A 22684-nucleotide genomic window follows, 5' to 3' on the forward strand; every position below is an offset into this window, starting at 1 on the left:
GGAGGTGGTCGGCGGGATGCTACGTACGGTCGCCGTACTCGACCCTGTTGAGCACCGACGACGCCGGATCGCCCGCCTGCAGCGGGGGCTTGGTGTCCTGCTGGACCATCAGCGTCAGCCCGAAGATGGCGGCCGCCCCGAGGAGCAGACCGACCACGATGCTGGCCGCTGCGGGCAAGACGAACCGATCCACCCGGCCAAACTAGCACGGCGACCCGTTAGCCTCGGTGACCATGGTTCCGTCCCTCGCACCGACCAGAACTGCGTCTCGCGCCCTCTGTGCCGTGGTTGCCGCCTCCGCGATGACCATGGCGTGCGGGTCCGGTGGCGCGACGCCCACGCAGTCCACGAGCGCCGCCGAGCCGACGCCGGTGTCGACCTCCACGACGCTGCCCGCGACGCCGGGCGCCCCGGCGTGCGGTGACGGCGAGGCGCTGCTGGCGTCGCTGTCGACGCGCGACAAGCTGGCCCAGTTGCTGACGGTCGGGGTGACCGGAGCGGCCGACGCCAAGGCCGTCGTCGACCAGCAGCACGTCGGCGGCATCATGATCGGCAGCTGGACCGACCTCGGCATGCTGTCCGACGGCACGTTGCCTGCACTCCTCGACACGGCGTCACCCCTGCCGCCGAGCGTCAGCGTCGACGAGGAGGGCGGCCGGGTGTCCCGGCTGAAGTCGGTCATCGGCGTGCAGCCCTCGCCGCGGGTGCTGGCCCAGACGAACACTCCCGAGCAGGTCCGGGCGATCGCCTTCCAGCGCGGCCAGGCGATGCGCGGCCTCGGCATCACGGTCGACTTCGCACCCGTCGTGGACGTCACCGACGAGTCCGACGACGAGGTGATCGGCGACCGTTCCTTCGGGTCCGACCCGGCGGCAGTCATCGAGTACGCGGGCGCCTACGCCCAGGGTCTACGAGACGCGGGAATTCTGCCGGTGCTCAAGCACTTCCCCGGCCACGGCCACGCCTCGGGCGACTCCCACGTCGGCGGCGTCGTCACGCCGCCGCTCGACGCGCTGAAGGCCAGCGACCTGGTGCCCTACGGTCCGCTGACCACGCAGGGGAACGTCGCCGTCATGGTCGGCCACATGCAGGTGCCCGGGCTCACCGGTGACCTGCCCGCCAGCCTGAGCCCCGCGGCGTACGACCTGCTGCGCTCGGGCGGGTACGGCGGTGCTCCGTTCGGCGGCCTCGTGTACACCGACGACCTGTCCAGCATGGGCGCGATCAACCAGCGCTACGGCGTCGCCGACGCGGTGCTCAAGTCCCTGCAGGCCGGGGCCGACGTGGCGCTGTGGATCACCACCGACGAGGTGCCCGCGGTGCTCGACAGGTTGGAGAGCGCCGTCAACGGCGGCGAACTCGACATGGGCCGGGTGGACGGGTCGGTGCTGCGGGTGTCGGGGACCAAGGGCCGCTCGCCGCGCTGCTGATCAGCGGACGACCTTCACCTCTTCCAGCGTCGGGTCCGACGCGCTGATCGGGTTGCCCGCACTGCGCAGCGCCCGCGGCAGTGCGATGACGTCGTCGTCGAACCGTTCGCCCGGCATCACCAGCGGGATGCCGGGTGGGTAGGGCGTGACGGCCTCGGCGGCGACCCGACCGCTCGCCTCGGACAGGGACACCGCGACCTCGGGTGCGAAGAACGCCTCGCGCGGGGTGAGCACCGTCGCCGGACGCACCGCCAGCAGGTCGGCCATCAGCCCGGCGTCGTCGTCCTCCGGCCGCGTGCCGACGTCGGCCGCGATCTCCGTCAGACCCGCCACCAACCGGTCGACGTCGGCGTCGGTGTTCCCGATCGTCGTGATGCACAGCAGGTGTCCGGCGCCGCTCAACTCGGGCTGGACGCCGTACTCGCGGTTCAGCCGCGCGACGACGTCGCGGGCGTCGGCCGCCAGCCCCGCGGTGCCGATGAGCAGCTTCGTCTCGTCGAGCTGGTGAAGACCGGTGCCCGGGCCGTCGAGGTCGTCCGGCCGCAGCACCCGCAGGCCCGGGACCGCGCCGATCCGCTCGGCGGTGCGCCGGGCGCGGTCGAGGGTCTCCTCGAGGAGGGCACGCCCGCTCAGCATCATCTCGCGCCGCGCCAGGTCGATCGACGCCATGATCGCGAAGTGCGGACTGGTGGTCTGCACCAGCTGCAGTGCGCGGCGCACCGACGCGGTGTCGAGCTGGGCCGGGTCGACGTGCAGCACTGCGGCCTGACTCAGCCCGGACAGGATCTTGTGCACCGACTGGACGGTCGCCGCCGCGCCTGCCCGCTCACCCGGCGTAGGCAGGTCGGGGTGGAACGCGAAGTGCGGTGAGTGCGCGCCGTCGACGAGCAGCTTGGCGCCGTGCCGGCGGCAGGCGTCGCCGATCGCTGCGACGTCACCGGTGGTGCCGTAGTAGGTCGGGTGCAGGACCCAGAGTGCCTTGGCGCTGACGTCTTCGAAGGCGCGCTCCACCACGGCGACGTCCAGCCCGTGCGCGACGCCGAACCTCGCGTCCCACCGCGGCTCGAGCCACACCGGGCGCGCGCCCACCTGGACGAGCCCGGCGAGCACGGACTTGTGCGCGTTGCGCGCCACCAAGACCGGCTCGTCGGGCTCCAGCGCGGACAGCGCCACGGTCACGTTGCCCGACGTGGACCCCTGCACGAGGATGAAGCTCTCACCCACGCCCCAGGCGTCGGCGATCAGCCTCTCGGCCTCCAGGATCGGCCCCTCCGGGCAGTGCAGCGTGTCCGTGTCGGGGAGGTTGTTCAGATCGATCGCCGCGATGTGGTCGCGAAACCAGGGGTCCAGCGTCCGGCCGCCCTTGTGGCCGGGGCTGAAGAACGGCGCCTGGTCGCGCTCGACGAATCGTCGCAACGAGTCGAACAGGGGCGCCGACGCGTGCGTCACGGGCCGTAGACGCGTTCGGCGTTGTGGACACCGATCATGTCGACGATCCGCACGGCGTCGGACTCCGTGCAGTCACCCGCGCGCACCCACTCGCCGAGCACCAGCCCCATGGAACGCCTCCACAGGACCGAGCCCAGCACGTGCAGCTCCGGTGGGCCGAACGCGTCCGACGAGTACAGCTGCTTCGCGAAGGGCGCGGTCTCGAGGGCCTCGGCAACCAAGCCGGTCGAGCGGACGCCGAGGTAGTTGATGGCCAGACCGACGTCAAAGTTCACGTGGTCGAACGCCTGCGCGAGGTACCCGGCCTGACGCTGGAACGGATAGCAGTGCAGCAGCAGCACCGGGACGGGAATCATGGTGCGCAGCAACGGCAACAGCAGCATGGGGTCGGTGCGGTGCAGGTCGAGATCACGGTCCCCGAATCCGACGTGCACTTGGATCGGGAGGCCGTGGGCGGCGGCCTCGTGCACCCCGAACGCGATCAACAGGGGGTCGTCGAGGCGCAGCGGGTGGGCCCGTGCGCCGAGGTCGCGGGCGTGGGCGACGACGTCGGCGTCGTCGGGCCGCGACCAGTCGACGTCGAAGCCGGTGCGGTAGGCGACGATCGTCTTGGTGCCGACCACGTCCGGGGAGTCGGCGGCGGCCCGCAGCGCCGCCCGCAGTGCGTCCGGATAGTCCTCCGGCGACGTCCCGCCCTCCAGCAGGTCCTCCGCGAGCCGCTCCAGCCGGAGGATCTCCGACGACGGCACTCCACTGAGATCGGTCAGCCGCTCCGGCGTGGTGATGAGGTCGCCCTTGAACCCGGTGTCCACGATCCAGCGGGACACGCCCGCGGCGGGCAGCATGACCCGGGCCAGTTCGTCGGGGGAGAACTCGCTGCGGCGCGCCCAGTAGTCGTCGGCGTTCGCCAACGCATCGAGCCCGATGAGCGGTGCGCACCACCGCCGGATGGACAGCCCGAGCGGGGAGTCGAACTGGGTCATGAAGTCCGGCACCGGATCCGTCGAGCCCTCGTTGATCGCCGCCTCGAAACCGGCCCGGTCGACGGGTTGGTCGTAGGCGCCGTGCACGTGGTGGTCGATCAGCGTGACGGTGCGCAGGTGGTCGGCGAGCACGTCGGGGACGTCCACCCCGCCGAACACGTCCTGCAACTCACCAACCGGCATACCTGGCCACCTCCTCGGCGTCGACGCGTCCCGCGGCGGCGTCGGCGATCGCCGCACCGAGGATCTCGACCGCGCGGCCGGCTTCGGCTTCCTCGAGCACCAGCGGCGGCGTGATCTCCAGGACGTTCCCGCCAACGTAGTAGACGACCGCACCCAACTCCCACGCACGGTAGACGACCTGCGCGGCCAGTCTCGGGTCGCGCTCACCGGTCGCGGGGTCGACGAGCTCGACACCGATCGCGAGGCCCCGTCCGCGGACGTCGCCGATGCGGTCGGCGCCGGGGGACCCGGCCAGCGCGCGCAACGAATCCGACAGCAGCGCACCGATGGTAGCGGCACGCTCGGCGAGTCGGTCGCCGACGATCGTGGCGAGGACGGCGCGTCCCGCGGCGGCGCACACGGGGTTGCCCGCCGTGGTCAGCAGGGCCGCGGCGGGCGGGTGGTCCAGGATCTCCGCCGGCCCTACCGCCGCCGACAGAGGCAGCCCGCCGCCCAGCACCTTGCCGAACGTCACGATTTCAGGATTGGCCGCGGGGTCACGAAAGTCGTGCTCGAACGCGTGCAGCGTGCCCGGCCGACCGAGGCCCATCTTGACCTCGTCGCAGATCATCGGCACGCCGTGCGCCCGGCACAGTTCGTGCAGTCGGCGGAGGAACCCGTCGGGTGGGACGACGAGGCCGCCGTCGGACAGGATCGGCTCGACGATCAGGCACGCGATCGAGTGGTCCGCCAGCGCCTGCCCGGCCCGGGCCAGGCTGGCTGCGGCGTCCGCGTCGACGGCCGCCTGATCGGAGCGATCGCCCTCGGCCGGCCGAAACGGGTTGGGGTACGGGATGAACACCGCGTCCGGGTCGGCGGGCATGCCCGCGTCGACGTGTACGCCGGAGACACCCATCGCGACGCCGACGCCGCCGTGATAGCCGTGCTCGAACGCCAGGACGGTGCGCCGGCCGGTGGCGTGCCGGCACGCCCGCAGCGCCACGTCGTTCGCGTCCGACCCGGCGTGCCCGAGGTACACCCGCCGCTCGCCGGTCCCCGGCACCAGCGCGAGCAGGTCCTCGGCGAGCCCCACCGAATCGGGATGCACGGCCGACAGGCCACCCGATCCCGGAGCGGTGCGGACCGCGCGGCTCACCGCCTCGACGATGGCCGGATGGCCGTGTCCCAGACCGGAGGCCGTCCACGTGGCCGAGAGGTCGATGAGCTCCCGGCCGTCGGGGGTCACCAGTGTCGAGCCGTGACCCGACACGACCTCGAGCGGGAAGAAGCGGAGCTTCTCGATGCCCGCGAGGGCCACCTCGTCACGCGCGTAGAGGGTGCTCATCTGCCGGCCGCGGGTCCGTGGTCGGCGGCGGCGGCCGTCAGGTCCAGCTCTCGGCTCAGCGACTCGCCGACCCGCTTCGCGATGCGCGAAGCGGCGATGGCGATCACCAGACCGACTGCACACCAATACAGTCCGAGCAGTGGAGCGGCCGACCACGTCTCGGCGTCCTTGACGTTGAACCACAGCACCACCGCGATCACGACGGCACCGAGCAGTGGCAGGACCAGTCCGAGCACCTTGCCCTTGCCGCCGTGCACCCGCGCGAACTTCGGTGCGGTGGTGAACCAGGCGGCGGCGATCTCGACCAGCAGGTAGCAGACCATCAGGCACACCGAGCCCGCGACGGCGAACAGGAAGTAGGTGTCGATCGCCGGGTTGCCGGTGCCCATGTCGGGCCAGCTGAGTGCGCCGCAGACCAGGTCGACCACCAGCGCGACGCCGACCACCAGCCAGGTGGCGAGGCGCGGCCCGCCGGTGCCCTCGTGGATGTTCGCCAGCGCCTTGGGACCGAACCCGTCGCGACCGAACGCGTAGAGCATGCGTCCCGACGTCGCGGACGTGGCGAGGTGGCAGCCGAACGCCGCGACCGTCGCCGTGAAGATGATCAGCAGGCTGAACCACTGCCCGACGTAGCTGCTGCCGAGATCGCCCAGCGTGTTGCCCGACCCCTGAAACGCCTCGAGACCCGCTGCGTCCGTTCCGAATCCGATCACCTGGGCGAACATCACCACGACGAACAGGACGCCTGTCAAGACCAGCGTGCCCGCCAGGGCGCGGGGGATGTTGCGGCCCGGATCGTCGGTCTCCTCGCCCATCGACGCGCACGCCTCGAATCCCGCCCAGGAGAGGAAGGCCGCGACCACGCCGCTGATCACCGCGGAGGCGGAGACGCCGTCGAACGTGAAGACGCTGAAGTCGACGCCGGTGGTCGGCGCACCGCCCTTGACGAAGATCACGACCACCAGCACGACCATCGACAGGATGCCGATGCCCTCGATGACGAGCAGGATCTTCGCCAGCAGCCGGATGTCGCGGCCGGCGAGCAGGAACGAGATGATCGCGCCGACCACGACGACCGCCAACCAGGGCACCTGGTAGGGCGTCTCGTCGTCGGGTTGCAGCTGCGCGATGAAGGCGTTGGTGAACGCCGCCGTGAGCGCCAATGTGCCGATCGCGAAGCCGACGTACGCACCGAGCATCGCGAAGCCGGAGAAGAACCCGGCACGCGGACCGATGGTGCCGCCGACCAGTCCGTACGCCGAGCCGGCGTGGTTGAGGTGGCGGGTCAGCCGAATGAAGCTGTAGCCCACCAGCGACACGCCGATCAGGCCGATCAGGAACACCAGGGGGATGGCCTTGCCGACCGTCGCGATCAGGCCCTGCCCGTTGCCGGACATGGCCAGGGTGGGGCCGACCAGGGCCACGGACATCGCCAGCGCGACCCAGAACGGCAGTCGCCGGTGAGGCAGTTGAGCCTCGCCCGAGGGCTGGTCGGCAGATACGTTCGTGCTCATCGTCGTCTCCGTTCGGGTGGGGTCAACAGCTCCATGCGAGGCGTAGCGCCTGGGTGATCTCTGCCGGCGACAGATCGCCGAAGGTGCGGATCTCGTGGCGTCGCACCGCGACGAGCGCCTCGACCATCTCGGGGCCCAGCAGGTCGGCCGCAACCGCTGAGTTCTCGAGGGCGTCGACGGCCTCGACCTGTGCCGTGGGCAGTGGCGGCGGAGTGGCGGCGACGGTCGACGGGTCGACCGGGATCTCGTCGGGGAGGTCGAGTTCGCGGTCGATGCCGCGCAGCGCGCTGGAGAGGAACGCCGCGGTGGCGAGGTACGGGTTGGCGCTGGGGTCGACGAGCTTGAGTTCGGCGTTGGCCCCGTGCGGGCTGCCGGGGGTCGCGGCGATGAAACGCACTGCGGCCTCGCGGTTCTCGAGACCCCAGCACGCGGATGCACCCGCCCAGTTGCCGGGCTTGAGCCGCAGCGGGGAGACGGCGGACCCGGCGTAGACGCCGATGAGGTCCGGCAGGGTGTCGATCACGCCGGCGATCGCAGAACCGCCGTCCGGCCGGATCCCGTGCGGCCCCCTGCCGCCGGAGAACAACGGGCCCTCGGCGTCGGCCAGCGAGAGGTGCAGGTGCGCCCCGTTGCCGGCCGCACCCTCGAACGGCACGGGGGAGAACGAGATTCGCAGCCCGTGACGCGCCGCGGCGCGGCCGAGCACGATGCGCGCAAGGATCACGGCGTCGGCGGTGGCGACGGGGGTGTCCGGGGCGAGCGACACCTCGAGCTGGTCGTGGCCGTACTCGGTGTGGATCTGTTCGACGGCGAGCCCGGCGCGCTCGGCGGTGGTCGCGAGGTCCACCAGGAAGGCGGAGCGATCGAGCGAGGTGCGGATGCCATACGGCGACCAGGGTTCAGTGGACGCCGGGCTGCCGTCGGCCGCCAGCATCGTGCACTCCAGTTCGCCGCCGACGCGCACGGTGAGGCCGCGTTCGGCCGCCGCCGCCTCGGCGCGTGCGAGCAGCGACCTCGTGCACAGCGCCGCGGGTGCGCCCTGCTGATCGCCGAGTGACCCGGGCGCCCAGGCGATTCCGTCGCCGATCAGCCGAGCCTCGGCGGGATCGATGCGGATCCTGAGGTCACCGGCCACGCCGATGGCGGGGGTGAAGGCGATGCCCGTGTCGACGCAGAAGACGCTCCACGACGGTGAGACACCCATGCCGGAGCGCTGGAAGTCGCGCAACCGCCGCACGGGGACGTACTTGCCGCGGGTCACCCCGGCGGGATCGGTGATCGATCCCACGACCAGGACGACCTGGTCGGCGACCAGCTCGTCGATCCGGTCGCCGACCGACGACCGTTCACCCTCGGCACCGCCGACTGGCATCCGGACTCCTTCCGCGGGGGTGGTTCGCACTGTCGAGTCTTCGAGAAAGCTATGTCATGAATGTTTCAGGATGTTTAAATTTCGCAGATCTCGTTTGATTCATTAGACGACTGACCGGAGGATGCCTGGTATGTGCCGGCTACTGGGTGTCGTCTCCACCTCCGCCATCTCGGTCGTCGACGCCGTGGGCAGTGAGGTGCTCGCCGACTTCCTCGCGCTGACCAAGGTGCACGGCGACGGCTGGGGCGTCGCCACGGCGGACCGGACGTCCCCCGGCGACACACCGATCGATCCGCGGGTGCAGGTCTCTGCCGACAACGCACTGCACGACCCGGACTTCGCCGCCGCGACCCATGACCACCGGGCCGAGGCATCCGTGGTGCACCTGCGGTGGGCCACCAACGGACTGGCGGTGGAGCCGCGCAATTCGCACCCGTTCCTTGCCGACGGCATCGCGATGGCGCACAACGGTTCCATCAAGCCGATCGGCCCGCTCGGTGAGCTGCTGGACGACGACGTCACCGCATCGCTGCGAGGAACCACGGACAGCGAGCGCTACTTCGGCCTGATCCGTCAGCACCGCCGGTCCGCACCGACTCTCGCCGAAGCGGTCCGACGTGCGGTGTCGCAGCTGCGGGAGGTGTACCCGGACGCGAGCCTCAACGCCCTCCTGCTGGGCGAGGACCAGCTGATCGTGGTGCACGCCCACGCGCACAGCCGGCTGCTCGACGAGGACGTCGAGGAGATCACCGCCGCGGAGCTGCCCGCCGAGCACCTCGAGGACTACTTCGCCCTGCGGGTCGCCCGACCGACGCCCGACACCCTGGTCGTCGGCTCCACCGGATTCGGCTCGCTGGCCTGGGAACCGCTGGAGCCGGAATGCGTCACCGCGATCGCCCTGAGCGATCTGTCGACGACCCGGCATCCCCTCGTGGCAGATTGACGTCGATGTCCGACGAGAGCGTGGCCGCGCGTGCCAACGCCGCGCTCGCGACGCTGAGCAAGGCGGAACGACGGGTGGGACGCGCGCTACTCGCCGACTACCCCAGTGCCGGGTTGGTCAGCGCCGCACGACTTGCCGAGCGCGCCGAGGTGAGCCCGCCGACCGTGCTGCGCTTCGCCCAGTCGCTCGGGTTCGAGGGCTTCGCGGGCCTGCAGGTGGCGCTGCGCGCCGAGCTGACGTCGCAGTCCAGCGGGCCGATCACGCGGCTACCGGACGAGCCGGCCGCGGGTGGCCTGCTCGACCGACTGCTCCGGCAGGCGCGCGGCCAGAACGACCGCGCCGTCGAGACGCTCGCGCTGCTGCCGGAGTCGGCGCTCGACGCCGCGGTGGCACTGCTGTCCGACGTCGGTCGCTCCGTCCACCTCTACGGCGGGCGCTTCTCGCACCTCCTGGCGGCGCACCTGGCGGCGCACCTCGAGCAACTGCGGCCGGGCGTGCGGTTGCTCACCGATCCGCGGGGTCGCGACCTCGGCTCGATGATGGAGCTGACCCGCCGCGACGTCGTGGTGCTGTTCGACTACCACCGGTATCAGCGCAGTGCCGCCGAGTTGGCCGCCGACGTACACCGCGCGGGTGCGTCCGTGGTGCTCGTCACCGACGACCTGGCCTGCCCGGTGGCGCCCGACGCGGAGGTGGTGCTGGCCGCATCGAGCACGGTCGGCACGGTGTACCAGAGCATGGCCGCGGGCTTCCTGCTCACCGAGCTGCTCATCCCGCTGGTGATGGACGCCGTCGGCGAACCCGCGCGCACCCGCATGGCCCTGTGGGAGCAGCAACGCCGGGCCGAACTGCTGCCCTGAGCCGGCAGGTCGCGTCCCGGCGGCTCGACGGGCACCGATTGTTTACCCTGATCACATGGCAGGTGGAACGAAGCGATTGCCGCGCGCGGTACGCGAGCAGCAGATGCTCGACGCTGCGGTGCAGATGTTCTCGGTGAACGGGTACCACGAGACGTCGATGGACGCGATCGCCGCGCAGGCGGAGATCTCCAAGCCGATGCTGTACCTGTACTACGGTTCCAAGGAGGAACTGTTCGGCGCGTGCCTCGACCGCGAGGTGGCCCGCTTCGTCGAGACGGTGCGCGGCGACATCGACTTCACCCAGCCCGCACGGGAACTGCTGCGCACGGCAGTGGTGTCGTTCCTGAGCTACATCGACGAGAACCGGGCGTCGTGGATCGTGCTGTACACCCAGGCCACCAGCTCGCAGGCGTTCGCCCACACCGTGCGCGAGGGTCGTGAGCGCATCATCGACCTCGTCGGCAGGCTGCTGCTGTCGGGCACGCGAAACCCCGAGCCGGACACCGACTTCGACATGATGGCCGTCGCCCTCGTGGGCGCCGGCGAGGCCGTCGCCAACCGGGTCAGCACCGGGGACACCGACGTGCACGACGCCGCCGAGCTGATGATCAACCTGTTCTGGCGCGGTCTCAAGGGCCGGCCGTCGGACGCGCACGCCCTCCCCTGAGCATCGCACCGCCGAAACTGCTGGGAGATCGCAATTTCGCGCGAGATCGCGACCTCACCGCAGTTTCGGCGAGGCGGGCCGACTACAGCGGCGTGACCGTCGCCGTCAGGTGGGGGTAGCCCTTCGAGAGGTGGCGCAGCGCGAGCGTCCACCCGTCACCGGTCCGGTCGACCCAGAGGCCGGCCTTGGCGGGCAACAGGACGGGCTTGCCGAACTTCACCGTGTAGGTCACCGCGTCCGGCAGCTGGCCCTCGACGTTGCCGAGTACGGCTGCGGCGGTGAACATCCCGTGCGCGATCGAGGTGGGGAAGCCGAACAGCTTCGCGCCGATCGAACTGGTGTGGATCGGGTTGTGGTCGCCGCCCACCGAGGCGTAGTGCCGGATCTGGCCTGGGCTGAAGGACAGCACCGCGTTGGGCGGTGGCAGCTTCGGCTGCTTCTTCGGCTCGGCGCGAGGCTCGTCGGAGAGGCTGGTGCGCTGCTGGTGTAGGAACGTTGTGACCTGGTGCCAGGCGACGTCGTTGCCGATCCGGACGTCGGTGATGATGTCGACCAGCAGCCCCTTGCGGTGCTCGCGCAGGTTCTCGGCGTGCACGTCGACGTCCACGACGTCGGTCACGCCGATCGGCCGGTACTGCGTGATCGTGTTCTCCACGTGCACCGAACCCATTGCGGCGAAAGGGAAGTCGAACCCGCTCACCAGCGACATCACCGACGGGAAGGTGAGCGCGAAGGGGTACGTCAGCGGCACGGAGTCGTCGAACCGCAGCCCGGTCACCTGGGCGTAGGCCGCGACGTTGGCCTGGTCGATCGCGAGTCCCTCGAGGCGTACGGTGCGATCGGGAAGCGCGCTCCCCCGCGGGACGAACGGCAGTGCTCCCGCCGCCGCCCGCACCATGTTGAGCAGTCCGCTGGGCTGTTCGGTCATGTCGTCACGCGCCGATCAGGGCCTGGCCGCACACGCGAATGGTGTTGCCGGTGACGGCATTCGACGCCGGGCTCGCGAAGTAGGCGATGGCCTCGGCCACGTCGACGGGCTGGCCGCCCTGGAACAGCGAGTTGAGTCGACGGCCCACCTCGCGGGTCGCGAGCGGGATGGCCTCGGTCATCTTGGTCTCGATGAAGCCCGGTGCGACGGCGTTGATGGTGACGCCCTTCTCGCCGAACACCGGTGCCAGCGCCTGGGTCAGACCGATCATGCCGGCCTTTGTGGCCGCGTAGTTGGTCTGGCCGCGGTTGCCCGCGATGCCGGCCATGGACGACAGCCCGACGACGCGTCCGCCGGATCCGATCGTGCCGTTCTCCACCAGTCCCTCGGCGAGGCGTTGCGGGGCAAGCAGATTCACCGCGACAACGGAGTCCCAGCGGGCGTCGTCCATGTTGGCGAGCAGCTTGTCGCGGGTGATGCCCGCGTTGTTGACCAACACGTCGGCCTTGCCGCCGTTGACGTCGGAGTAGTGCTCGCGCAGGTGCTCGGTGATGCGGTCGACGGCGTCGGCCGCCGTCACGTCGAGGGTCAGCGCGGTGCCGCCGACCTTGGTCGCCGTCTCGGCCAGCGCCTCGGCGGCCTGCTCGACGTCGATGGCGACGACGTGGGCGCCGTCGCGGGCGAACACCTTGGCGATCTCGGCGCCGATGCCACGCGCGGCGCCGGTCACCAGCGCGACCTTGCCGTCGAGCGGCTTGTCCCAGTCGGCGGGCGGGGTCGCGTCGTCTGCGCCGACGTAGAAGACCTGACCGTCGACGTAGGCGGACTTGCCGGAGAGCAGGAAGCGCAGCGTCGACTCCAGTCCGGTCGCGGCGGGCTTGGCGTCGGCCGCGAGGTACACCAGGCCGATGGTCGCGCCGCGCTGCAGCTCCTTGCCCAGGGAGCGGGTGAACCCCTCGAGCGCGCGCTGGGCGATGCGCTCGTCGACGCCGGTGGTCTGGTCGGGGGTCGTGCCGATCACGACGACGCGGCCGCTGGCGGCGAGGTTGCGCAGCACCGGCGTGAAGAAGTCGTGCAGAGCCTTCAGGCCCTCGGGCGTGGTGATCCCGGTCGCGTCGAAGACCAGGCCGCCGAACGTGTCGGCCCAGCGGCCGCCCGCGTTGTTGCCGACCAGGTCGTAGTCCTCGGCGAGTGCCGCGCGCAGGGGCTCGGCGACGCGGCCCTCGCCGCCGATCAGCAGCGAGCCGGGCAGCGGTGGTTCGCCGGCGCGGTAGCGACGCAGCTCCTCCGGCTGGGGCACGCCGAGCTGCTTGGCGAGGAAGGATCCGGGGCCGGAGTTGACCACTTGGGAGAACAGGTCGCTAGCCACTTCGCTGAGCCTTTCGAAAGGACGTGTCGTGAGCGGATGATGGTCGGTGTCGACCACCGAACTTACTCCAGAGTAATAACGGTGGGTAGTATGACCCCCGACACCCTGATGACCCGGGTACCGCCGAGCCAAACACCGCACGGATCCGAACGACGCCCATTCACAGCCAGAACACGACGTAGAAGAGGTAGACGTGGCCGACACCAAGAACGCCCGCCGGGTAGCCATCCTCGGCGGCAACCGCATTCCCTTCGCCCGGTCCGACGGCGCCTATGCGAACGCCTCCAACCAGGACATGTTCACCGCGGCACTGGACGGACTCATCGACCGTTTCCAGCTCTCCGGTGAGCGTCTCGGAGCCGTCGTCGGCGGCGCGGTGCTCAAGCACAGCCGCGACTTCAACCTGATGCGCGAGTGCGTGCTGGGCTCGGCGCTCAACCCGCACACGCCGGCCTACGACCTGCAGCAGGCGTGCGGCACCGGTCTGCAGTCGACCATCGCCGTCGCGAACGCCATCGCACTCGGCCAGTACGACTCGGCGGCCGCCGGCGGCGTCGACACCACGTCGGACGCCCCGATCGCGTTCGGCGACGACCTGCGCCGCGTCCTGCTCGGCCTGCGCCGGGCGAAGTCGAACGTCGACCGGCTGAAGCTGGTCGGCAAGCTGCCCGCCGCGATCGGCGTCGAGATCCCCACCAACGGCGAACCTCGCACCGGTCTCTCCATGGGTGAGCACGCCGCCATCACGGCCAAGGAAATGGGCGTCAAGCGCGTCGACCAGGACGAACTGGCCGCCGCCAGCCACCGCAACATGGCTGCCGCCTACGACCGCGGTTTCTTCGACGACCTGGTGACGCCGTTCCTGGGGCTCTACCGCGACAACAACCTGCGCGCCGATTCGTCGGCCGAGAAGCTCGCCAAGCTCAAGCCCGTCTTCGGGGTGAAGTACGGCGACGCCACGATGACCGCGGGCAACTCGACGCCGCTGACCGACGGTGCGTCGGTGTCGCTGCTGGCCACCGAGGAATGGGCGGCCGAGCGCAACCTGCCGGTGCTGGCCTACTTCGTGGACGGCGAGACGGCCGCGGTCGACTACGTCAACGGTCCCGATGGACTGCTCATGGCTCCCACCTACGCGGTGCCGCGACTCCTGAGCCGCAACGGGCTGACGCTGCAGGACTTCGACTTCTACGAGATCCACGAGGCGTTCGCATCGGTGGTCCTCGCGACGCTGGCCGCCTGGGAGTCCGACGAGTACTGCAAGGACCGCCTGGGTCTCGACGGTGCGCTGGGCTCGATCGACCGGTCCAAGCTCAACGTCAACGGTTCCTCGCTCGCCGCCGGCCATCCCTTCGCCGCGACCGGCGGACGCATCGTGGCCCAGCTGGCAAAGCAGCTCGCCGAGAAGAAGAAGGAGACCGGCAAGCCCGTGCGCGGTCTGATCTCCGTCTGCGCTGCGGGTGGCCAGGGCGTCACGGCCATCCTGGAGGCCTGAGCCTCGCTGCACCGATCACGACCCTGGTGTGGGTCTCGCGGACGTCAGCGCGAGATCTGCACCAGGGTCGTTTCGCGTGCCGGTGGAACGACGCTCCCGCAGATCTCGACGGCGGGAAACATCGCGAAAGTTCTTTTCCACGAGCTGTAACGCCGCGCGAGGACGGGCCGATGTACTGGATAGCTCCGTGTTGCCGTCTGACCCCCCGACCCGACGGCAACACGGGGCACTCTTCTTTTCCGGGCTCGTTCCGGCGCCGCGCGGCCCGTCGTAGCGTGACCCCATGGCGACGTTCCTGCTGATCCCCGGCGGCGGTTCCGATCCGTCCTACTGGCGCTTCGTGGTGGCAGAACTGGCACGACGCGGGCATCGCGGCATCGCGGTCGACCTGCCCTGCGAGGACGATTCCGCCGATCTGGCCGCCTACGCCGACGCGGTGGCCGCCCGGCACACCGGTGGCGACCGACCGATCGTCGTCGCGCACTCCTTCGGTGGATTCACCGCGCCTCTGGCCTGTCCGCTGGTCGACGCGGCAGCGGTGGTCTACGTCTCGGCGATGGTCCCGCGGCCCGGCGAACGCCCGGACGACTGGTGGTCCGCCACCGGGTGCGCCGAGGCGCAGCGCGCCGCCGCGGATCGGGGTGGGTGGGACCCGGACGACATGGACGCGGTGTTCTACGACGGTGTCGATCCGGCGATCGTGGCCGAGGAGGTCGAACGCGTCCAATCCGAGACGCCGTCCCGGGAGCCGTGGCCGGGACCGGGGCTACCCGACCTACCCACGTCCTTCGTCCTGCTGCGCGACGACCGTCTCTTCCCCGAGCCGTTCACGAGGGCGATGGTGGCCGACCGGCTCGGCATCGAACCGCTGGTCGCCCCCGGCGGGCACACGGCGATGCTGTCGCACCCGGTCGAACTCGTCGATCAGCTGCTCGTCGCGGCCGGCCCCGTACTCCCCGCCGGCTGATCCTTCTTCGCCGTGATCGGCCCCGACGAGGCCGGCGGCTGGAACAGCGTGCCGCCCAGGCTGCCGCGCGTCGTCTGAACCGTCACCAGCGCCCACGTGCACAGCAGACACGCGTAGGCGACCGCGGCGGCGACGTGGAACGCGGGCAGCCCGGTGTGCACGGCGAGCTGCGTGGTGCCGGTGACGAATGTCCCGACCGGGAATGTCAGGCTCCACCACGTCAGCGCGAACGGCATGCCGCGCCGCATCGTCCGCACGGTCAGGGACGTGGCCAGCGCGATCCACAGGACGGCGAAGCCCCACACCGGGACGCCGAACAAAATCGAGAAGATCGCCATGCCGGACGCCAGTTCCGCCGGCACCGCCAGCGCGGCCTGCGTCCCCAGCAGGCCCGCCGCGGTGATCCCCTGTCCCAGCGGACCGAGCACGATCCACAGCGTCGGCACCCGCGCCGTGCCGGACGTGCCGTAGTGGGCCAGCCGGCTCCAGATCATCGAGATGATGATCAGTCCCGCGATCAGAGAGAGGCCGAACATCGCGTAGCAGCCGTAGAGCATCGTCTCGCGGCCCGTGCCGGGCGCCATGTGCGGGATCAGCAGCGCGCCGGTCGCGGCGGACACCATCGGTGGGACCACGGGCATCAGCCAGCCGCCGAACGCCGCGTCGGGTCCGACGTTGAGCTGGGTGAACATGAGGTAGGGGATCGAGATGGCGGTGAACAGGCCGCCGAGCGTGCCCGTCGTCCACAGCACCCACGCGAGGTCCACCGCGACCCGCTCGCCCACGATGTCCCGGCCGACCAGCAGCGCGCCTGCCCCGACGGTCATGAACGCCATCGGTGCCGCGCCGTAGAAGTGGGCCATCTGCGGGTTGTGCGCGTGCCCGCGCGCGACGGTCGGATGGCGGAACCACTGCGCCGACACCGCGACGATCAGCACCACCAGCAGGACGGCCGCGACCACCCACACCCCGCGCGAGAAGACGTGCAGCCCCGGCACGTGCACGGGCAGCGTCGTACCCGCCGTCGCGACGATGCCGGTCCCCATGACCGAGGCGAACCAGTTGGGGCCGAAGTTCCCCAGCCGGGTCAGGTCGGCCGTCATGGTTCGATACCAGTCATGCAGATCAGTATGTTCGGACAGCTCCAGGATGCGGGCGGCGAGTCGCCGATCGACGTCACCATCGCGAATCTCGCCATGCTGCGCGACGAAGGCTTCGCACGGGTGTGGATGAGCCAATTGCCCTACGAGCCGGATCTTTTGACGATCCTGGCGGTGGCGCTGCGCGAGGTCGACACCATCGAGGTCGCCAGCGGCGTCGTGCCGATCCAGAACCAGCATCCGATGCAGATGGCGCAGCGCGCGCTCACCGTCAGCCTGGCCTCCGGCGGCCGGTTCACCCTCGGCCTCGGGATGACGCACCAGGCCGTCACCGAGGGGATGTGGGGAATCCCGTGGAACCGGCCGGTGCGCAGGCTCAACGAGTTCCTCGACGGGCTGCTGCCGCTGCTCGCCGGGGAGCCCGCCGCCGCGTCGGGGGAGATCCTGACGACGCGCGGCGCGTTGATGATCCCCGGTGCGTCGGCGCCCGACGTCTACGTCGCCGCGCTCGGGCCGCAGCTGCTCAAGCTCGCGGGCCGCCGCACGTCCGGCACCTGCACGTGGATGACCGGACCGGCGACGCTGTCCGGGCACGTCGGACCGACGCTGCGGCAGGCGGCGGCCGACGCGGGCCGGGCCGAGGGCGACGTGCGGGTGGTCGCCGCGTTGCCGATCAGCGTCACCGACGACGTCGACGGCGCACGCAGGCAGGCCGCCGAACAGTTCGCGATGTACGGCCAACTGCCCTCCTACCGCGCGATGCTCGACCGCGAGGGCTTCGCCGGACCCGAGGACGCCGCGATCATCGGCGACGAGGACACGGTGCGGGGCAGGCTCGACGAGCTGGGCGCCGCGGGGGTCGACGAGTACGTCGCCGCGACGTTCGACCGGTCGCCCGAAGGCCGTGCCCGCACCCGGGCGCTGCTGCGGGCCTACGCGTAGCCCTCGGCCGCCGAGCGTGAACCTCGCGACGCCGTAGGGCCGTCGGGCGTCGTCCCGTTCACGGTCGTCGGCGGAGAAACCACTCGACCGTCGGCCCCGCGCTCGTGCACAATCTCCGCGTGACCGACCTGTTCTGTGGCACGGCGCTCGCGGCCCGCATCGAGGCGGCCGAGGCCGGCCTGATCTCCGCGGCCACCTTGGGTGCCCGCCGCCGTGGCGCCGCGGGCCTCGCGCTACCCGTCGCGGGCGGCTACGGGTGCTTCGCCGAGGACGGGTCACCCATGAACAAGGTCGTCGGCCTCGGGTTCGGCGGCGTGCCCGACGACTGGGACGACGTCGAACGCCGGCTGCTGGCGCACGGCCCGGTCTCGGTCGAGTTGTCGTCCCTCGCCAACCCCGCGGTGGTGGCGCTGCTCGCCGATCGGGGTTACCGGCTGGCCGGCTTCGAGAACGTGCTGGGCCGGGAGCTGCCCGCCGACGGGTCGGCTCCCGATGTCGAGGTCCGCCCCGCCGACGAAGCCGAAGTCGGCGCATGGGTGGACGTCGTCGTCGACGGCTTCGCGCATCCCGACGGCGAGGGCGTGCCCAGCCACGAGGACTTCCCCCGGGACGTCGTCGACCGAGCGATGCGGGACGTCGTCGCGGCGGGCGCCGCCCCCTACGTGGCGCTGCGCGACGGGGAGGTCGCGGGCGGCGGGAGCATGCGGATGGCCGAGGGCATCGCCCAGCTCACGGGCGCCGCGACCGCACCGCGGCATCGCCGCAGGGGCGTGCAGTCCGCGCTGTTGGCCGCCCGGCTGCGGGACGCCGCGGACGCGGGATGCGACGTCGCCGTCGTCACCACCGCCCCTGGGTCGACGTCGCAGAAGAACGTGCAGCGCAGCGGCTTTCACCTGCTGTACACCCGCGCGGTCCTCACCCGGTAGCCCGCCGAGTATGGGGGCTGTGTACGCAAGAACCCCGTTTCCCGTACGCAAGGCCCAGACCCAACGCAAAGGGCCCCCGCCGAAGCGGGGGCCCTGAGCGGTAGCGGTCTTAGAAGGCCGCTTCGTCCAGCTCCATGACCTCGTTGTCGATGTTCTCGACGACGGTCCTGGTGCTGGTGAGCAGCGGCAGGAAGTTCTTCGCGAAGAACGACGCACCGGCGATCTTGCCCTCGTAGAAGGCGCGGTCGTCACCGGAGGTACCGGCGTCGAGCGCGGAGATCGCGACGGCGGCCTGCTCCTGCAGCAGCCACGCGAGCACCAGGTCGCCGACGCTCATCAGGAAGCGAACCGAGCCGAGGCCGACCTTGTACAGGCTGCTCGGGTTGGTCTGTGCGTCCATCAGGTAGCCGGTGAGCGTGGCGGCCATGCCCTGCACGTCGGCCAGCGCCGTGGCGAGCAACTCACGCTCGGCCTTGAGGCGGCCGTTGCCGGACTCGTTCTTGATGAACGACTCGATCTGGGTGGCCACGTAGCCGAGCGCGACGCCCTTGTCCCGCACGATCTTGCGGAAGAAGAAGTCCTGCGCCTGGATGGCGGTGGTGCCCTCGTAGAGCGAGTCGATCTTCGCGTCGCGGATGTACTGCTCGATCGGGTAGTCCTGCAGGAAGCCGGACCCGCCGAACGTCTGCAGCGACTCGGTCAGCTTGGCGTACGCCTGCTCGGAACCGACGCCCTTGACGATCGGGAGCAGCAGGTCGTTGACCTTGGTGGCCAGGTCCTGCTCGACACCGTGCACGGCCTGCGCGACCTCGGCGTCCTGGAACGTGGCGGTGTACAGGTACAGCGCGCGCAGTCCCTCGGCGTAGGTCTTCTGAGTCATCAGCGACCGACGGACGTCCGGGTGGTGGGTGATGCTGACCCGGGGTGCGGTCTTGTCGGTCATCTGGGTCATGTCGGAGCCCTGGACGCGCGACTTGGCGTACTCGAGTGCGTTCAGGTAGCCGGTCGACAGCGTGGCGATCGCCTTCGTGCCGACCATCATGCGGGCCTGCTCGATGACCTCGAACATCTGCGCGATGCCCTCGTGCACCTCGCCGACGAGCCAGCCGACGGCCGGGACGTCGTGCTGGCCGAGCGACAGCTCACAGGTCGCGGAGACCTTGAGGCCCATCTTGTGCTCGACGTTGGTGACGAAGGCGCCGTTGCGCTCGCCGGGCTCACCGGTCTCGGGGTCGAAGTGGAACTTCGGCACGAAGAACAGCGAGAGGCCCTTGGTGCCGGGTCCGGCGCCCTCGGGGCGGGCCAGCACCAGGTGCAGGATGTTCTCACCGAGGTCGTCGGCGTCACCGGAGGTGATGAAGCGCTTCACGCCCTCGATGTGCCAGGTGCCGTCGGCCTGCTCGATCGCCTTGGTGCGACCGGCGCCCACGTCAGAGCCGGCGTCGGGCTCGGTGAGAACCATGGTGGAGGTCCAGCCGCGCTCGGAGGCCAGCACCGCCCACTTCTTCTGCTCCTCGGTGCCGAGGTTGTACATGATCTGCGCGAAGCCGGCACCCATCGAGTACATGTAGACGGCGGGGTTGGCGCCGAGCACGTGCTCCATCAGGGCCCACTGCACGGCGCGGGGCATCGGCATGCCGCCGAGTTCCTCGTCGAGGCCGATCTTGTCCCAGCCGCCGTCGGTGATGGCGCGGACGGACTTCTTGAAGGCCGCGGGCAGCGTGACGGTGTGGGCGTCGGGATCGAAGACCGGGGGATTGCGGTCGCCCTCGGCGAACGAGTCGGCGATGGGGCCCTCGGACAGCCGGGCGATCTCGGCCAGCATGTCGAGCGTCGAGTCCTGGTCCAGGTCGGCGTACTTGCCCTGGCCGAGCGCCTTGTCGACGCCGAAGACCTCGAACAGGTTGAATACCTGGTCACGGACGTTGCTCTTGTAGTGGCTCACGCTGTCTCCTCGATGAGATTCGGTACGTCGGTTGGGTACTTCGTCTAAGTTACCCACCAGTAACTGCCTACGACTATACCGCTCGGTAACCTCCGCGCAAAGCGATGGCGAGCAAATTTTCGTCAGCTAAGTAACCGGGTGGTCGGCGACGACTGCCCAAACGGTTGGTTGGTAGCCGTGAACTGGGCTTTTGGGGAGATGTGATGTCTGCCACGAGTGCCACCAGCACGCCTACTAGGGTGTGCCGGATGAGGCGTGTAGCGGTGTGGGGGACGGGCAACATGGGCGCCACGGCCATCAGGTCGGCGACGGCGTTCCCGGGTCTCCGACTGACCGGCGTCATCACCTCCTCGCCCGACAAGGCGGACCGGGATGCCGCGGACTTCGCGAAGGTCGACGGCCCGACGGGCGTGGCGGTCAGCCTGGACGTGGACGCCGTCCTCGCAGGATGCGACGCCGTCGCCTACATGGCGTCCGGCGACATCCGTCCCGACGAGGCCCTGAACGACATCGAACGCTGCCTGCGGGCCGGCAAACACGTGGTGACGCCGTCGCTGTACTCGCTCTACGACCCGGCGTCGGCGCCGCAGGAGTGGGTCGACCGGCTGACCGCCGCCGCCGAGGAAGGTGGCGCCACGCTGCTGGTCAGCGGCGTCGACCCCGGCTGGGCCAACGATGCCCTGGCCGTGCTGGCGGCCGGGCTGTGCACCCGCATCCACGCCATCCGCTGCCAGGAGATCTTCGACTACTCCACCTACGACCAGCCGTACGCGGTGCGGGTGTCGTGTGGCTTCGGCGGCGCGATGGCGGAGGTGCCGATGATGCTCCTGCCGTCCATCCCCACGATGGTGTGGGGCGGCAACATCCGACTGATCGGGCGCGGCCTCGGCCTGGAGATCGACGAGATCACCGAGGAGGTCGAGAGGCGACCGCTCGACGCCGACGTCGACACCGTGATGGGACGGTTCGAGAAGGGCACCCAGGGTGCCTTCTTCCTCAAGGTGATCGGCTGGGCCGGCGGCAAGCAGCGCGTCATCGTCGAGCACGTCACGCGCATCGACCCGGCATGCGCGCCGGACTGGCCGCAGCCCGACGAGGGAGTCGGCGACCACCGGGTGATCATCGACGGCGATCCACAGCTGACGATCGTCACCCGCGGCGACGTTCCCGGCGGGACCCGGGCCGACGGCGGCAACACCACGGCGGCAAACCGCCTGCTCGGGGCCATCGAGTGGCTGTCCACGCAGAAGCCGGGCATCTACGACGGCCTCGACGTGCCACTGCACGCGCCGCTGCCCAGCGAGGTCGAAGCGACCCGCTGGGCGGACTGACCCGCCGCCAACGTCGTTGCGCGCGAACGTCAACGGTTGGCCATCGACCTTGCGTTCATCGAGATTCGGACTCTGGCGGGAGCGTCAGCGCGGGGGGATCATGGAAGGCTGGCGGACACCAGCGGCCGCCGCCCGTGCGCACGTGTGAAGATGAAGAGGCCATGAGCAGTACCGATATCAGTCCGGCGTCCCTGCGCGAGGCGTTCGGGCACTTCCCCACCGGGGTGATCGCCATCGCCGCCGAGGTGGACGGCGTGCGGGTGGGACTCGCGGCCAGCACCTTCGTGCCGGTGTCGCTGGACCCGCCGCTGGTGTCGTTCTGCGTGCAGAACACCTCGACGACGTGGCCCAAGCTGGCGGACGTGCCGTTCCTGGGCATCAGCGTGCTCGGCGAGGCGCACGACGCTGCGGCCAAGACCCTCGCCGCCAAGACCGGCGACCGGTTCGCCGGACTGGAGACGGAGTCACGGGACAGCGGCGCCGTCTTCATCCACGGCACCAGCGTCTGGCTCGAAAGCGCGATCGAACAGCTGGTCCCAGCGGGCGATCACACGATCGTCGTCCTCCGGGTCAGTGACATCACCGTCCACGAGGACGTCGCGCCCATCGTCTTCCACCGCAGCACGTTCCGTCGCCTCGGCGCCTGACCGAGACGTCCCCGTATCAGGGGCGCGCGCCGAGTTCCTCGCGGTAGTGCTGGATGCGCTGTTCGATCTCTGCCGCGTCGGTCGTCCGGCCCTCCTTTTGAGCCAGTTCGGCCCGTGCGGAGAGTTCGCGGATCGCGGTGCGGATGTTGTTGACGCTGGTCGTTTCTCCTGCGGCCATGGGCCTGCCCTTCGACGCTTTTCTGCTGCTCATTTCGAGCGTACGCCCAAGTCTCGACGCGCATGGCCGAGCCGAGGAACTGGTGCGCTCGCGCCCCCGACCGGGGCGGTAGGATCCCGCCGCCGGCAACG

At 70.4% G+C, this 22684-nt stretch carries 21 protein-coding genes; 10 read left to right on the forward strand and 11 right to left on the reverse strand.

Features of this window, described 5'->3' with window-relative positions; translation table 11 throughout:
• Positions 1-19: 19 nt before the first annotated feature.
• Positions 20-193 carry a DUF2613 domain-containing protein gene (locus G6N64_RS07940; protein ID WP_163796397.1) on the reverse strand — a complete coding sequence of 58 codons (174 nt, stop codon included), beginning with the start codon at positions 191-193 and terminating at the stop codon, positions 20-22.
• Positions 194-233: 40 nt separating this feature from the next.
• Between G6N64_RS07940 and G6N64_RS07945 the strand changes: the two genes are divergently transcribed.
• The gene (locus G6N64_RS07945; RefSeq protein WP_174266774.1) at positions 234-1430 is read left to right on the forward strand and encodes a glycoside hydrolase family 3 N-terminal domain-containing protein; all 1197 of its coding nucleotides are present in this window, start codon (positions 234-236) and stop codon (positions 1428-1430) included.
• Here the strand turns inward: G6N64_RS07945 and G6N64_RS07950 are convergent, their stop codons facing one another.
• From G6N64_RS07950 to G6N64_RS07970, 5 genes are read right to left on the reverse strand one after another with little or no spacing between them, the layout of a single operon-like run.
• Entirely contained in the window at positions 1431-2879 is a 1449-nt protein-coding gene (locus G6N64_RS07950) for an aminotransferase class I/II-fold pyridoxal phosphate-dependent enzyme (RefSeq protein WP_163796398.1), read from the reverse strand.
• Positions 2876-4045 carry an amidohydrolase family protein gene (locus tag G6N64_RS07955; protein ID WP_163796399.1) on the reverse strand — a complete coding sequence of 390 codons (1170 nt, stop codon included), beginning with the start codon at positions 4043-4045 and terminating at the stop codon, positions 2876-2878. The genes G6N64_RS07950 and G6N64_RS07955 overlap by 4 nt, the downstream gene beginning before the upstream one ends.
• Complete coding sequence (locus tag G6N64_RS07960; RefSeq protein WP_163796400.1) at positions 4032-5369, reverse strand: aspartate aminotransferase family protein; 1338 nt, start codon at positions 5367-5369, stop codon at positions 4032-4034. Before G6N64_RS07960 ends, G6N64_RS07955 begins: the two co-directional genes overlap by 14 nt.
• On the reverse strand, positions 5366-6883 hold the full coding sequence (locus G6N64_RS07965) for an APC family permease (protein WP_163796401.1): 1518 nt from the start codon (positions 6881-6883) through the stop codon (positions 5366-5368). The genes G6N64_RS07960 and G6N64_RS07965 overlap by 4 nt, the downstream gene beginning before the upstream one ends.
• 22 nt (positions 6884-6905) lie before the next feature.
• A complete protein-coding gene (locus G6N64_RS07970) occupies positions 6906-8255 on the reverse strand; it encodes a type I glutamate--ammonia ligase (protein WP_163796402.1) in 1350 nt (449 codons plus the stop codon).
• A 130-nt stretch (positions 8256-8385) separates the two neighbouring features.
• Here G6N64_RS07970 and G6N64_RS07975 point away from each other — a divergent pair, with 130 nt between their 5' ends.
• From G6N64_RS07975 to G6N64_RS07985, 3 genes are read left to right on the forward strand one after another with little or no spacing between them, the layout of a single operon-like run.
• Entirely contained in the window at positions 8386-9198 is an 813-nt protein-coding gene (locus G6N64_RS07975) for a class II glutamine amidotransferase (RefSeq protein ID WP_163796403.1), read from the forward strand.
• 5 nt (positions 9199-9203) lie between these two features.
• A complete protein-coding gene (locus tag G6N64_RS07980; protein WP_246231032.1) occupies positions 9204-10058 on the forward strand; it encodes a MurR/RpiR family transcriptional regulator in 855 nt (284 codons plus the stop codon).
• Between the two features lie 55 nt (positions 10059-10113).
• Positions 10114-10725, forward strand: a complete 612-nt coding sequence (locus G6N64_RS07985) for a TetR/AcrR family transcriptional regulator (RefSeq protein WP_163796405.1) — start codon at positions 10114-10116, stop codon at positions 10723-10725.
• 82 nt (positions 10726-10807) lie between these two features.
• Here G6N64_RS07985 and G6N64_RS07990 read toward each other — a convergent pair whose 3' ends face one another.
• Both G6N64_RS07990 and G6N64_RS07995 read right to left on the reverse strand, forming a co-directional pair.
• Entirely contained in the window at positions 10808-11653 is an 846-nt protein-coding gene (locus G6N64_RS07990; protein ID WP_163796406.1) for a MaoC/PaaZ C-terminal domain-containing protein, read from the reverse strand.
• A 4-nt stretch (positions 11654-11657) separates the two neighbouring features.
• Positions 11658-13022: a 3-oxoacyl-ACP reductase gene (locus tag G6N64_RS07995; protein ID WP_163796407.1), complete on the reverse strand. Its 1365-nt coding sequence runs from the start codon at positions 13020-13022 to the stop codon at positions 11658-11660.
• 193 nt (positions 13023-13215) lie between these two features.
• On the opposite strand from G6N64_RS07995, the gene G6N64_RS08000 reads away from it, so the two are divergent.
• Both G6N64_RS08000 and G6N64_RS08005 read left to right on the forward strand, forming a co-directional pair.
• Positions 13216-14517, forward strand: coding sequence for an acetyl-CoA C-acetyltransferase (locus G6N64_RS08000; RefSeq protein WP_163796408.1), 1302 nt, complete (start codon positions 13216-13218; stop codon positions 14515-14517).
• Between the two features lie 283 nt (positions 14518-14800).
• The gene (locus tag G6N64_RS08005; protein ID WP_163796409.1) at positions 14801-15484 is read left to right on the forward strand and encodes an alpha/beta hydrolase; all 684 of its coding nucleotides are present in this window, start codon (positions 14801-14803) and stop codon (positions 15482-15484) included.
• On the opposite strand, the gene G6N64_RS08010 is transcribed toward G6N64_RS08005, so the two are convergent.
• Positions 15442-16587: a TDT family transporter gene (locus G6N64_RS08010; RefSeq protein WP_163796410.1), complete on the reverse strand. Its 1146-nt coding sequence runs from the start codon at positions 16585-16587 to the stop codon at positions 15442-15444. The genes G6N64_RS08005 and G6N64_RS08010 overlap by 43 nt on opposite strands.
• A 15-nt stretch (positions 16588-16602) precedes the next feature.
• Between G6N64_RS08010 and G6N64_RS08015 the strand changes: the two genes are divergently transcribed.
• Together G6N64_RS08015 and G6N64_RS08020 are read left to right on the forward strand one after the other, a co-directional pair.
• Positions 16603-17526 (forward strand): TIGR03564 family F420-dependent LLM class oxidoreductase, encoded by a 924-nt coding sequence (locus G6N64_RS08015; RefSeq protein ID WP_163796411.1) that lies wholly within the window; start codon positions 16603-16605, stop codon positions 17524-17526.
• A 128-nt stretch (positions 17527-17654) separates the two neighbouring features.
• Positions 17655-18452, forward strand: a complete 798-nt coding sequence (locus G6N64_RS08020; protein WP_163801520.1) for a GNAT family N-acetyltransferase — start codon at positions 17655-17657, stop codon at positions 18450-18452.
• Positions 18453-18561: 109 nt separating this feature from the next.
• Here G6N64_RS08020 and G6N64_RS08025 read toward each other — a convergent pair whose 3' ends face one another.
• A complete protein-coding gene (locus G6N64_RS08025; protein ID WP_163796412.1) occupies positions 18562-20397 on the reverse strand; it encodes an acyl-CoA dehydrogenase in 1836 nt (611 codons plus the stop codon).
• Positions 20398-20645: 248 nt separating this feature from the next.
• On the opposite strand from G6N64_RS08025, the gene G6N64_RS08030 reads away from it, so the two are divergent.
• The gene (locus G6N64_RS08030; RefSeq protein ID WP_163796413.1) at positions 20646-21728 is read left to right on the forward strand and encodes an NAD(P)H-dependent amine dehydrogenase family protein; all 1083 of its coding nucleotides are present in this window, start codon (positions 20646-20648) and stop codon (positions 21726-21728) included.
• Between the two features lie 161 nt (positions 21729-21889).
• The gene (locus G6N64_RS08035) at positions 21890-22375 is read left to right on the forward strand and encodes a flavin reductase family protein (protein ID WP_163796414.1); all 486 of its coding nucleotides are present in this window, start codon (positions 21890-21892) and stop codon (positions 22373-22375) included.
• Positions 22376-22391: 16 nt separating this feature from the next.
• On the opposite strand, the gene G6N64_RS29900 is transcribed toward G6N64_RS08035, so the two are convergent.
• Positions 22392-22553, reverse strand: coding sequence for a hypothetical protein (locus G6N64_RS29900; protein ID WP_174266775.1), 162 nt, complete (start codon positions 22551-22553; stop codon positions 22392-22394).
• Positions 22554-22684 lie beyond the last annotated feature (131 nt).

This window comes from Mycolicibacterium sediminis (assembly GCF_010731735.1).
In the GTDB taxonomy this organism is placed as follows: Bacteria; Actinomycetota; Actinomycetes; order Mycobacteriales; family Mycobacteriaceae; genus Mycobacterium; species Mycobacterium sediminis.